9 protein-coding genes and 1 tRNA gene are annotated in these 12,653 nt (G+C 50.3%); 8 read left to right on the top strand and 2 right to left on the bottom strand.

Translation table 11 applies throughout. The features are described 5' to 3' along the window. Nucleotides 1–52 precede the first annotated feature (52 nt). Nucleotides 53–1,369, bottom strand: a complete 1,317-nt coding sequence (locus ACO0LF_RS00190; RefSeq protein ID WP_423010811.1) for an efflux RND transporter periplasmic adaptor subunit — start codon at nt 1,367–1,369, stop codon at nt 53–55. A gap of 721 nt (nt 1,370–2,090) precedes the next feature. Here ACO0LF_RS00190 and ACO0LF_RS00185 point away from each other — a divergent pair. Beyond that, nucleotides 2,091–2,771: a TetR family transcriptional regulator gene (locus ACO0LF_RS00185; RefSeq protein ID WP_423010810.1), complete on the top strand. Its 681-nt coding sequence runs from the start codon at nt 2,091–2,093 to the stop codon at nt 2,769–2,771. Here the strand turns inward: ACO0LF_RS00185 and ACO0LF_RS00180 are convergent. Beyond that, complete coding sequence (locus ACO0LF_RS00180; protein ID WP_423008763.1) at nt 2,768–3,397, bottom strand: trimeric intracellular cation channel family protein; 630 nt, start codon at nt 3,395–3,397, stop codon at nt 2,768–2,770. The two genes, ACO0LF_RS00185 and ACO0LF_RS00180, sit on opposite strands and share 4 nt — an antisense overlap. A 521-nt stretch (nt 3,398–3,918) precedes the next feature. Between ACO0LF_RS00180 and ACO0LF_RS00175 the strand changes: the two genes are divergently transcribed. The 7 genes from ACO0LF_RS00175 (at nt 3,919) to ACO0LF_RS00145 (ending at nt 12,640) form a co-directional block, all read left to right on the top strand. After that, entirely contained in the window at nt 3,919–4,185 is a 267-nt protein-coding gene (locus ACO0LF_RS00175) for a type B 50S ribosomal protein L31 (RefSeq protein ID WP_186955279.1), read from the top strand. A gap of 198 nt (nt 4,186–4,383) precedes the next feature. Then, nucleotides 4,384–6,108, top strand: coding sequence for an ArnT family glycosyltransferase (locus ACO0LF_RS00170; protein WP_423010808.1), 1,725 nt, complete (start codon nt 4,384–4,386; stop codon nt 6,106–6,108). Next, the gene (locus tag ACO0LF_RS00165) at nt 6,105–7,529 is read left to right on the top strand and encodes an MATE family efflux transporter (RefSeq protein WP_423010805.1); all 1,425 of its coding nucleotides are present in this window, start codon (nt 6,105–6,107) and stop codon (nt 7,527–7,529) included. Before ACO0LF_RS00170 ends, ACO0LF_RS00165 begins: the two co-directional genes overlap by 4 nt. 93 nt (nt 7,530–7,622) lie before the next feature. Continuing rightward, a tRNA-Leu gene (locus tag ACO0LF_RS00160) sits at nt 7,623–7,707 on the top strand. A 216-nt stretch (nt 7,708–7,923) separates the two neighbouring features. After that, nucleotides 7,924–10,257: a type I restriction-modification system subunit M gene (locus tag ACO0LF_RS00155; RefSeq protein ID WP_423010803.1), complete on the top strand. Its 2,334-nt coding sequence runs from the start codon at nt 7,924–7,926 to the stop codon at nt 10,255–10,257. Further along, on the top strand, nt 10,254–11,273 hold the full coding sequence (locus ACO0LF_RS00150) for a PDDEXK nuclease domain-containing protein (RefSeq protein WP_423010801.1): 1,020 nt from the start codon (nt 10,254–10,256) through the stop codon (nt 11,271–11,273). Before ACO0LF_RS00155 ends, ACO0LF_RS00150 begins: the two co-directional genes overlap by 4 nt. Next, nucleotides 11,270–12,640, top strand: coding sequence for a restriction endonuclease subunit S (locus ACO0LF_RS00145; RefSeq protein WP_423010799.1), 1,371 nt, complete (start codon nt 11,270–11,272; stop codon nt 12,638–12,640). The genes ACO0LF_RS00150 and ACO0LF_RS00145 overlap by 4 nt, the downstream gene beginning before the upstream one ends. The last annotated feature ends 13 nt before the right edge of the window (nt 12,641–12,653 follow it).

Here is a 12,653-nt window from a genome sequence, read left to right as displayed (position 1 = left end):
GCTTTGTTATGCAGCAAATTTTCAGCTTGATACTTTGGCTTAAATATAGGGCTTAGTGTTTTGCTTCGGCGCTGGCTGAACTGGCAGCACTTGCTGCTGGTGCTGCATGCGGTGCAGATGCAGACGCACTGGATGCTGCTGGTTTGCCTTCTGCGCCATGACCGCCGCCCGGTGCGCCTGCTGGCGCTGGCACGGCAGCGGCCTTGGCGGTAATCGCCACTGGAGTGACCGTCATGCCTGGGTCATGCGCCTTGATGAAACCATCCACCAATACACGGTCACCACCTTGCAAACCCTTGGTCACTATCCATTCGCCATGGGACCAGCCATCGAGCTCAATCGGCTTGGGTACCAGCTTGTTATCAGGCGACACCGTGAACACGATCTTGCCCATGGGGCTGTCTATCACAGCACGTTGCGGCACTGCAATGGCGGCACTGCGAGTAGCACCACTGAGTATCACACGCACGAACTGGCCAGGGCGCAAAGTACCGTCAGGATTAGGCACCTGGGCACGAGCATCAAAACCACCGGTGTTAGGGTTGATTTTTTCGCTGACAAAATTCATCTTGCCTGTGAGTGGAGACGTGCTGCCATCAGCCAGTTTCAACTGCACATCAAAAGCCAGGCTACCGTTATTGGTTTTCTTGCCAGGCAAGGCAATCTTGCCTGCGCCTACATCCTTGCTCAGTTTCAGGTAATCCGCTTCTGGTACGCTGAAGTTGACATATACAGGATCAGTCTGCACGATAGTCGTCAGCAGGCTATCAGCCGCTGTCACCAGGCTGCCGTTGGATTTGGCAGCAACACCAGTCACACCATCGATAGGCGCTACTACGCGGGTGTAGCCAAGATTCAACTTGGCTTCATTGACCTGGGCCTGCACTTGCTTGTAACTGGCTTCTGCAGTTTCCAGCCCGGATTTGGCATCGTCAAATTCTTTCTGGCTGATGGCTTTTTCTGCGACCAGCGGTGTCAGGCGGGCAAATTCGCGCTTGGCCTGGTTCAGCTTGGCTTCAGCCACGCCAGCAGCAGCTTCGGCAGATGCCAGTTGCGTGCGGTAGGCACCCTGGTCAATCTGGAACAAAACCGTGCCAGCCTTGACGCGGGAACCCTCTTCATACAGACGGTTTTCCAGAATACCGGCAACGCGCGCTCGTACTTCGGTTTCGCGTGAGCCTGCAGTTTGCGCCGCATATTCAAAATCCATACCCAGGTTGCGTGGCTGTACGGTGACGACATTCACTTCTGGTGGCGGCATCTTGCCCGGGCCACCGGCGTTTGCGGCACCTTTATCGCCACAGGCGGCCAGCACCAGCAAAGGCAGGCTGATGGCAGCAATGCGCAAGGCAGGCAAAGCCTGCGTCATCTGCGCGGTAATTGAAGATAGCTTAAATACATTTGTTATTGGTTTTGCAGGGGAGCGCATAGGAGATTCTTTCTTCTAAAAGGAAAGGCGGTATGCTATTATATACATTCACGAATGTTTGTAAATAAGGTTTTTATACAGCCCTACCGTATTACAGGGATTTTTGGTGATATCCAGATACTTGCCAGCCAATGAAAAACCGCCGTCATATGAATAGAACAGGGCTGATATTTTCACAAAGCTTATTGATAAGACTTTTTACAAAACTCTTCGTGAGTTGCTTATTAATTAATAGAAGGGCCGCTGGAAATGCTTAACTTCTGGCCACACATGGCCATGTATCACTTGCGCGGCATGTAAATACTTTATAAAGCAGCCTAATGAAAGCTTCATGACATCCCAATTTCGTGGATGGATAAGGACTAGCAAGACAGGCAAGTAAACAAGTATAAAGCAGACAAGAAATTCCTGCTGCGCGGCAACAAATTTGATCTACAACAGCTCGTTTTTTAAAATATATAGCAGTATCAATGCGTAACAATGCAGGTTTTAAAAACATAAAAACGGTATAAACCGAAATACATGTCTTGCTTATGCAGGGTGACTAGTAGTAAGCCTCGGGCTTTCAGGCACCTCCCCCTGCAACGTTCACTTACAATACGAAGAGACAGCAAAAATTTTGTACGCAGCAATCACTTGCTACGTGCACGAAGGAAACAAAATGGTCAGAAAGACGAAAGAAGAAGCGCAGGAAACCTATAATACCCTGCTCGACGCGGCTGAAAAAGTATTCGCCGCAAAAGGTGTCACCAGTACCACACTCAATGAAGTTGCCACGGCGGCTGGCATGACGCGTGGCGCAATTTACTGGCACTTCAAAGACAAGAATGCCCTCTTTCAAGCCATGTGTGACCGCGCCTTCCTGCCTATGGAAGCCTTGCTCAATGAAATTGTTTCCACACCGCATATAGATCCACTGGCGGGCATCAAACAATTAAACGTGCACTTCCTCAAACTCGTGACTGGCAATGACAGGCAGCGCAATGTTTTCGACATCATCTTTCACCGTTGTGAAAAATCCAACGAGCTGATCTTTTTCCGCGCTGAAAGCGAGAAGCGCAATGAATGCCTGGCCAAAGTCCAGGCACTGATACAGCAGGCAGTTGACCAGGGCAGCCTGCATGCCAATACCGACACCTGGATAGCCATGCAAGCCATCCATGCCTATGTCATCGGCATAGTCCATGAATGGCTGGAAGACACCTCAGCCTATTGCCTGATCCAGCATGCTGAAGACATGGTGGACATGTTCATTGCTGGCATGGTGGCCCGCCCGCCGCTCAAAAAATCAAAGCCACCACAACAAGAGTGCCGCATGCATCTGGCAGAACAGCATGACTAAACCGGCAGCTTCCAGTCAAAGCGCACCGCCATCATGCGTAAAACAAAGCATATGCCCACGCCAAAACCGAGTGCCGCCACTTCGCTGACCTGCAACCAGTTCAGGATCAGGTAAATCCAGCAACCGACGAAGGCGCAAGTCGCATATAAGTGACTGCGCCTGAATACCAGCGGTATTTCATTACAGATAATATCTCGCAAGACTCCGCCAAAGATGCCGGTGATGACCCCCATCATGGCGCAGACAAACATGGGCATCTCAGCCTCTTGCGCCAGTGAAGCCCCGGTCACGCTGAACAGGCCCAGCCCCAGGGCATCAGCCAGGACAATCGCATTTTCTGTCCAGGCATTGCGTAAATGCCGCAAAAACGGAATGGCGATGATGGACATGGCGAAAATAATAATAGGGTATTCCTGATTCTCTACCCAGAACAGTGGCCTGCGGTCCAGCAACAAATCACGCAGGGTGCCGCCACCAAAGGCCGTGATAAAGGCCACAGTAAACACCCCCACCACATCCATACGCTTGCGCCGCGCCTCAATAAACCCTGAACTGGCAAATGCCAGTATCCCGGCGACTTCAATGGTATGCAACATCGAACTCATACCCAGATAGCTCGTCGTCATGTTTCTCCTTCAGGATTTGATTTTTTACAAGCTGGGATTTTAGCAAGTCAGGCATGGTTTTGGGTTTGATGTTTGTGCGTGTGAAAATCAAGACCTCTCACCACAGAGACACGGAGACACAGAGAAACCACAGAGAAAATCAAGAAAAACCACCAAAGGCCAAGAAGTATATGCAAAGAAAAAACACACTCAAATTCGTCGCTCCTGCGCAGGCAGGAGCCCAGCGGCGTTCGTAGCAAACTAAGGTAGGCCGCAAGAAATATGCTTTAAACACAACAATTCTTGGCGCCGCAACCAAACCTACCCCTAAATCGCGGCATTTAAACAGCGTTACCCTATCACCGCGACAACACTCCATCGCAAAAACCCCAATTTTCATTGTATAATCATCGGCTTGGCATTTTGGGCGTCCAAAATCCAGACAACTATTTAACCTTTGGCAAGTGATAATGCAATCGGGTCAAGAAGCAGGACGACCGACGAAGTGCTTATTGGCTACCTACACTATTTTCGAGGCAAACATGAGAGATGGCATCCACCCAAATTATCGCGAAGTTCTGTTCCACGACGTTTCTTGCGATTTCAAATTCATCACACGTTCAACGATCAACACCAAAGACAAAGGTGAGTTTGAAGGTAAAGAATACCCACTGGTAAAGATCGAGGTTTCTGCAGAATCTCATCCTTTCTACACTGGCAAACACAAAATCGTGGATACAGCCGGTCGCGTTGAAAAATTCCGCCAAAAATTCGGCAAAGTCGGTTCCAAGACTTCTGTCGCTAACTAATAGGCCAGGGAAACACAGACCCGTCTCAAGTAGCACAGTCTCATGCGTTAGCAAGCTCATCCTTGCTAATACAAAATTGCAGAGTACGCAAGACCGTCTGTGGTTCCCAAGAGTTTTTAGCAAAAAAGGCAGCTCAGGCTGCCTTTTTTGCTAAAGCTTTATCCTACAATAAGCATCCTTTCCCTCCACCATCCAGATATGAAGCCAGTCCGACTTCCTGCTGCCGCAACAGTTGCGCTACCGCGCTGGGGAATCATCGCCCTCTGTCTCCTGTATATCCTGCCTGGCCTTATAGGTCGAGATCCATGGAAAGGCGACGACGCCGCCGGTTTTGGCATCATGTGGACCATGGCGCATGGCAACCTGGCTGACTGGCTATGGCCGCACATCGTTGGCCTGCCCATGCCAGAAGAAGGCCCGCTGGCATTCTGGTTCGGTGCCATCTGCATTAAATTATTTGGCTGGTTAGTTGGCGAACCCATGGCCGCCCGCCTGAGCACTGGCTTTTGCTTCTTGCTAGGCTCACTCTCAGTCTGGTATGCCACTTACCTGCTCGGTCGCAGACCAGAAGCACAACCATTGAAACTTGCCTTTGGTGGCCAGCCCGAAGCGCGCGACTTTGGCCGCACCCTGGCCGACGGTGCCCTGTTGATTTACCTTGGCTGCCTGGGCCTCTTATTGCGCAGCCATGAAACCAGCGCCGAAGCCCTGCAAATATCCCTGATCGCCAGCACCCTGTATTTATGCGTGCGCCTGCTGGATGAATCCAGCAAACTGACCGCCGCTAAAATAGGTGGCGTACTTGGCTTGCTGGTGCTGACACGCGGCTGGGTACTGCCCATCGCCCTGGGTGTCAGCCTGCTGGCAGTATGCGCGTATCGCCAGCAACGCCCGCAACTTAAAGCCTTGCTCAGCATCACCCTGCCTGTTGCCGTTATCGTTGCAGGCCTGTGGCTGCTCGCCATCAGCCTCGCACACCCGTATGACAGCTCACCCTATCAGGGCTGGATGCTGTGGAATTACCGCCAATTCAACTTCCCCAATGTAGATAGCATCAGCTACCTGTTCCGCTATGGCATCTGGTTTAGCTGGCCCGCCTGGCCATTTGCTGCCTGGGCCATCTTTGCCTGGCGCAAGCAAGAAAAAGCCATGCATATTTCCTTGCCAGTCAGCTTCCTGATCTGTTTTGGTGTGCTGGCCCTGGTCAACCACCAGTCAGAAGAAGCACTGCTCCTGCCTATACTGCCACCATTGGCCATACTCGCCGCCTTTGGCTTGCCCACCATGAAACGCAGCGCCATCAATGCAGTGGACTGGTTCTCTGTGATCGTCTTCACTGCCGTGGCCGCCTTTATCTGGCTCTACTGGCTGGCAGACCAGACAGGTTGGCCACCCGGCCTGGCAAAAAAACCTGGCAACCTGGTGCCAGGCTACCAATCCAGCTTCAATATCTTCGTCTTTATCATTGCCCTGGCGGCGACGGTAGCCTGGTTCCGCCTCGTCTACTGGCGCATCTCCCGGCAGCCTGCCGTCTTGTGGCGCGCTGTGGTGCTGTCCAGTGGTGGCGTTATTTTATGCTGGCTATTGGTGCAAAGCCTGGGCTTGCCGTGGATAGACCAAAAAGTCAGCTATGCACCGCTGTCCAAAGAACTCGCGCAAAAAGTGCCGCCCAATATGGGCTGCATACAAGCCCACATAGGCCCATCACAACGCGCGTCATTTGCTTATTTTGGCAAGCTGCAGTTTGCTGGCTTCTCTGATCATGACTGTCGGCTTTTACTGGTACAAGACAGTAAAACATCCCAGCATGAAAGTGCCCTGCCGGCAGAATACAAACAAGAACAATGGACCGCCATCTGGTCTGGCCATCGCGCCGCCGATCATGATGAATTGTTTACCTTGTACCAGCGCAAGCAGCGATGAAGACTGAACACCCCAGCACGCTGCGCGGCAACATCAAACGCATCGCCTCACTCTCATGGCCCATGATGGTGGGCCAGATGGCAGTGGTGGGCAATGGGGTGATAGATACCGCCATGACGTCGCGCTTCTCGGCGACTGACCTGGCGGCACTCTCCATCGGTATCTCGATTTACGTCAGTATCTTCGTCGGCCTCAATGGTATTTTGCAAGCAATCTCCCCCGTCGTCGGCCAATTATTTGGCGCACGCAAATTCAAAAAGATAGGGGCAGAAATCAAACAAGGCGTATGGCTGGGCGGCTTCCTGGCCTGCATAGGTTGCTTGATTTTATTGTTTCCAAATAGCTTGCTCTCCATCGCCCAGGCCTCGCCGACCTTGAATGACAAGGCTGCGCAATATCTGCAAATACTGGCCATCGCCCTGCCCGCCACCCTGGGCTTCAGGATCTATGGCGCACTCAATAACGCGGTTGGCCGCCCCAAGATGGTCATGGCCATACAACTGGCTGCGCTGTCGCTTAAAATCCCGCTCAATACCCTGTTCATATTTGGTGGACTGGGCATACCCGCCATGGGCGGCCCCGGCTGCGCTGCGGCCACCGCCGTCAATGCCTGGCTCATGCTCATCACTGGCTGGCTCATGCTCAAGCATGTCAAATATTATGAATTGTTTGCACTATTTGGCACAGGCTTCGTCAAACCCAACTGGAAAGCCCTGCGCAGCCTGCTGCACCTCGGCATACCCATGGGCCTGAGCTATCTTATTGAAGTCACCGCATTCGCCTTCATGGCCCTGTTCATCGCTCGCCTGGGTGAAGTGGCCGTATCCGGCCATCAGCTCACCGCCAACTTTGGCACCATCCTGTACATGCTGCCGCTGTCGATTGCCAGCGCCACCGGCACCCTGGTCGCGCAAGCCATAGGTGCCAAACAAATGCAGGCCGCCCGCGTCACCGGCAATGCAGGCATCATCCTGGCCGCCATGCTGGCTGTGCCCATAGGCATCACCATCTGGTTCGCCCGCGACCTGATCTTGCATGCCTACACATCCAATCCCATCATCATCGCCGCGGCCTTCCCACTGTTCACCTTTATTTCGGTGTACCAGATTTTTGATGCGATACAAGTCACCACCGCCTTCATCCTGCGCGCCTATAAAATCGCCATCGTCCCCACCATCCTCTACGCCTTCGCCCTATGGGGCTGCGGCCTGGGCGGCGGCGTCATGCTGGGCCTGGACCCGTACAACATCAGCCCCGCCTTCCTGCACGGCGCAGCAGGCTTCTGGATGGCCAACAGCACCAGCCTCGCCATCGTCGCCTTCAGCCTGTGGTACTACCTGCGCATCGTCCAGAAACGCTTCCCTACCCCCGCCATGTGGCGCAGGAACGTGAATTTTGACCAGCCAGGCAGAAACCTATGATGAATAACAAAAATAACAAAACCAGCAAACACAGCAAAAGTGGCAAGCCACTTGCAAAATCCTGACGGCTCTGTCATAATTTTGTTCTGCGTTGCCGAGATGGCGGAATAGGTAGACGCACGGGACTCAAAATCCCGCGCCGCAAGGCGTGCCGGTTCGATTCCGGCTCTCGGCACCAAATACTGATTAAGCTCTTGATTATTCAAGGGCTTTTTTGGTTTTTGGCGAACAAATTCCATTCTCTACTTTTCCCTCTTTCATAGCTTTTTTTGAGCTACGCCAAGTGCATTCCCATAGGCAGCCAGTTGCCAGTCGGGTAAGATACAAATCAAACAAATGCAAGCAACGCTCCAACTGCTTCTGCTCACAGATTTTGAAGAACAAAGAATCATCCATGACACAAACATCAAATAACCTCGCCACTGAATCCTGGGCAATTGCCGATCTGCTCCGTGGAGATTTCAAGCAGAGTCAGTATGGTCGCATCATCTTGCCGTTTTGCTTATTGCGTCGCTTGGAGTGTGTATTGGAAGCCAGCAAAGAAGCCGTACTGACAGAGCAGCAAAAAATAGAAAGTATGAAGCTGCCTGAAGAGGCTCAAGAAAAATTGCTGCTGCGTGCGACTGGCGGCTTAAGTTTTTTCAACACCTCCAAAATGGATTTGTCCAAATTGGGTGAAAACGGCATCAAGGCCAATCTGGAAAGTTATATTCAAAGTTTTTCCAAAGATGCGCGTGAGATTTTTGAATACTTCAATTTTGCTGAGTTTATCGGTCAACTCAACGACGCCAATTTGCTCTATAAGGTCGTGCAAAAAGTACGTACCATTGATCTTAGCACCAGCGCCGTATCCAACCATGATATGGGCCTGGTGTTTGAAGAACTAATACGTCGCTTTGCCGAAGGTTCAAATGAAACAGCGGGTGAACACTTCACCCCACGCGATATCGTACGCCTGACCACCTCGCTGGTATTTACAGAAGACGATAAAGCATTGACCACCCCTGGCACGATTCGCACCATCTATGACCCGACCGCAGGTACGGGCGGATTCTTGTCATCTGGCATGGAATATGTGCATGAGTTGAATCGTGAAGCCAGAATGGTCGCCTTTGGACAAGAGCTTAACCCCGAAAGCTATGCAATCTGTAAAGCAGACATGCTGATCAAAGGGCAAGAGGTCAAAAACATAAAGCTTGGCAATACCCTATCGAACGATCAACTGTATGGCGAGCGTTTTAATTACATGCTATCCAATCCCCCCTTTGGTGTTGATTGGAAGAAGATAGAAGAAGACATCGTCAAAGAACACAATGAAAAAGGCTATGATGGTCGCTTCGGCGCAGGCCTGCCCCGTGTATCAGATGGTTCTTTGCTGTTCCTGCTACACCTCATCAGCAAGCTTCGCGACGTTAAGGATGGCGGTGGCCGTATAGGCATTATCCTCAATGGCTCACCCCTGTTCACAGGCGGCGCAGGTTCTGGCGAATCTGAAATCCGCCGCTATATTCTGGAAGCGGATTTACTGGAAGCCATCGTCGCCCTGCCGACTGATATGTTCTATAACACAGGCATCGCCACTTATGTATGGATACTGTCCAACAAAAAGCCGGACGAGAAAAAGGGTCTGGTACAACTGATCAACGGCAGCAACCTCTACAGCAAAATGCGCAAGTCATTAGGCAGCAAGCGCAATGAAATGAGTGCCGAAGACATCGCCACCATCATTCGCTGCTTCGGTGATTTTGAAGCGATTGATGCGCGTGAACTCGACAAGCCCGCCGAACAAAAAAGTAATCGCGGCAGACAATCGGCAAACCCAAAGACTGAAGCAGCCAAAACCTTTGCCGCCAAGATTTTCAAGACCCATGAATTTGGCTACCGTCGCATTACGATTGAGCGCCCGCTAAGACAGTCTTACCAATTCTCTGATGAACGCGTCGCCACGCTGCGCTTTGAATCAGGTGCATTGAACAGCATCATGCAATGGGCATACGCAGAGTTCGCCACTCTGCAAGGCGCTATCTGGAGCGATGTGCCAGATTGCCTGCACTATGGCGAGCTTGGCCAGCATGAAGATACGATACGCCGTTATATCAAAACCCATTTTACCGACCTCAAAGAAAAGCAAATCAAAGACCTGCTCAATCGTGATACCTGGTTAAGCGCCAAAGCCAGCATGCTCAAAGCCCAGGCCCTGCAAGCGCAGATAGGCAAGTCACAGTTTGATGACATGAACGACTACGACGACGCCATTGCCAAAGCAGCCAAGCTGGCCAACATCAGCCTGGACGCCAAAGACAAAAAAGCCATCGAAGCCGCAGTGAGCTGGAAAAACCCAGCCGCCCTGCCCGTCATCAAAAAAATCCACAAAACCAAGGCCGACGCTATCTACGGCCTGTTTAACGTGGATGGCAAAACCATAGAATACAAAGCCGATGGCGACCTGCGTGATTTTGAAAACGTCGCCCTAGCTCCATCCAAAACAGTCAACGAGATCAACGAAGCCTACTTCAAAAAAGAAGTACAACCGCACGTGCCAGACGCCTGGATAGATGCCAGCAAAAAAGATGATAAAGACCAACAAATCGGCATCGTCGGCTATGAAATTCCGTTCAACCGCCATTTCTACCAATATCAGCCACCGCGTGATCTGACTGAGATTGATGCGGATCTGGATGCAGTCAGTGCAGAGATCATGAAGCTGTTGCAAGAGGTACATTCATGAGCAAAATAATAAAGAGTCAAGAAAGCGATAAGGATTTCGCCGAGGTGGTACGTCTGATTGGCGAGGCACGACAAAAAGCTGATCGCACCGTCAATGCCCAATTGGTCGATCTGTATTGGGCAGTCGGTGAATACGTCAGCAAAAAAATAGAGGCGAACACTTGGGGCAAAGCAACAGTGAGTTCCTTAGCAGACTATATTCAGCTAAGACAACCGGGTCAACGTGGATTTTCAGCGCAAAACATCTGGCGCATGCGCCAGTTTTATGACACTTATTGCAACACGCCAAAACTCTCAACACTGTTGAGAGAATTGTCATGGTCTTCTCATTTGCATATTCTCAGCGGCAGTAAATTGCCGGAAGAGCGCGAATTTTACCTGCGCATGGCGAAAAAAGAGGGGTGGTCAGTTCGAGAAGTTTCTCGCCAAATAGATACGCAATTGTTTGCTCGTGTAGTAACGCAAGCACCAAAACTCTCAACGGTGTTGAGAGAATCGCAGCCGCAGGCAGAGCAAGCGTTTAAAGACAGTTACTTTCTTGAATTTCTGGGTTTACCGAAACAGCATTCCGAGGGAGATTTGCATAACAGCTTGCTCAACAACTTAGGACGTTTTTTAACTGAACTTGGAAGTGACTTCTGTTTCGTTGGTTCCAAATTCCCTGTGCAGGTAGGTGGGCGAGATTTTGAACTTGATCTTTTGTTTTATCACCGCGGGCTTAATTCGCTGGTGGCGGTCGAATTGAAGATTACCGAATTTGAGCCAGAACACTTGGGCAAACTCAATTTCTACCTGGAAGCCCTGGACCGCGACCACAAAAAGCCACACGAAAACCCCGCCATCGGCGTACTGCTGTGCGCGAGCAAAGATGATGAAGTCGTTGAATATGCACTGAGCCGTAGCCTTTCCCCCGCCATGATTGCTGAATACCAGACACAACTGCCCGATAAAAAACTGCTGCAAGCGAAGCTGCATGAGTTTTATCTGATGAATCTGGCGCAGGAGGATGGGGTATGAGTCGGTATAAGGCATATCCTGAGTATAAGGACGCAAAGAGTAAATGGTTGGATATTCTTCCCAAGGATTGGAAGCGTGCGCCATTGAAATATCTAGTTGCTATTAGAATTACTGATGGGCCACACGAAACTCCGGAATTTGTTGATGAAGGAGTGCCATTTCTCTCCGCAGAGGCGATAAAGAATAATAAGTTAGACTTCACGAAAAAGCGTGGCTGTATTACGAGAGCATTGCACGAAGTCTATAGTAAAAAATGTCTACCGCAACTTGACGATGTTTTTATGATCAAGTCAGGAAACACAACTGGGAACATAGCTATCGTTGAGACGACTGAAGAATTCAATATTTGGTCGCCACTAGCGTTGATACGTTCTGATAAATATAAAGTTTTACCTCGTTTTATTTTCTATTCGATGTGTGCGGATTACTTTAAGACGAGTGTTGAATTATCTTGGAGTCAAGGTACTCAACCAAATATCGGAATGGGAGTAATCGAAAATCTTCATATTCCCGTCGGCTCGATAAAAGAGCAGAAAACCATCGCCAACTTCCTCGACCACGAAACCGCCAAGATCGATACCCTGATCGCGAAGCAGCAAGAGTTGATCAAACTACTGAAAGAAAAACGGCAGGCGGTGATTAGTCATGCCGTCACCAAAGGCCTCAACCCCAACGCCCCCATGCGCGACTCTGACGTGGAGTGGTTGGGCGAAGTGCCGTCGCATTGGAAAGTTGCATCGTTGAAGTATTTAGTATCCGCACCAATTATTGATGGACCACATCTAACCCCCACCAGAAGGGAAGAAGGCATTCCGTTTATTTCGGCAGAAGCCGTCTCACAGGGATATATAAATTTTGAGAAAAAATGGGGGTATATTTCGGAAGAAGATCATCAACTATTTTCCAAGCGCTATTGCCCTCAACGCGGGGATATTTTAGTTGTTAAACTAGGTGCAACCACTGGCACTGTTGCAATTGTTGAGACGGACGAGGCGTTTAACGTTTGGGTGCCACTGGCTACAATCAGAACAAAAAATGATGTCCCATCAAAATTCGTTTTTTACTTACTTCAGTCAGTGCATGTTCGCGATGCCTTTAAGTTGTCTTGGACATTTGGAACGCAGCAAACATTGGGACTAGGCACCTTAGCTAATTTATCTTTTCCAATTCCAGTTAAGGATGAAGCACTCAAAATAGTCGAATTTATTGAGTCAAAGATTCCCACTTTTGATAGATTAATCAATGAATGCGAAGTCTCATATATGCTATTACAAGAACGCCGCACAGCCCTAATCTCCGCAGCCGTAACAGGAAAAATCGACGTGCGCGACTGGCAAGCACACAGCGACACAGCCTTAGCCGCCTGATAGCCTTTGATTA

Source organism: Undibacterium sp. Di27W (assembly GCF_049340345.1).
In the GTDB taxonomy this organism is placed as follows: Bacteria; Pseudomonadota; Gammaproteobacteria; order Burkholderiales; family Burkholderiaceae_D; genus Undibacterium.
Note: the sequence above shows the minus strand (reverse complement) of the source record. Positions and strands in the feature narration are given on the sequence as shown.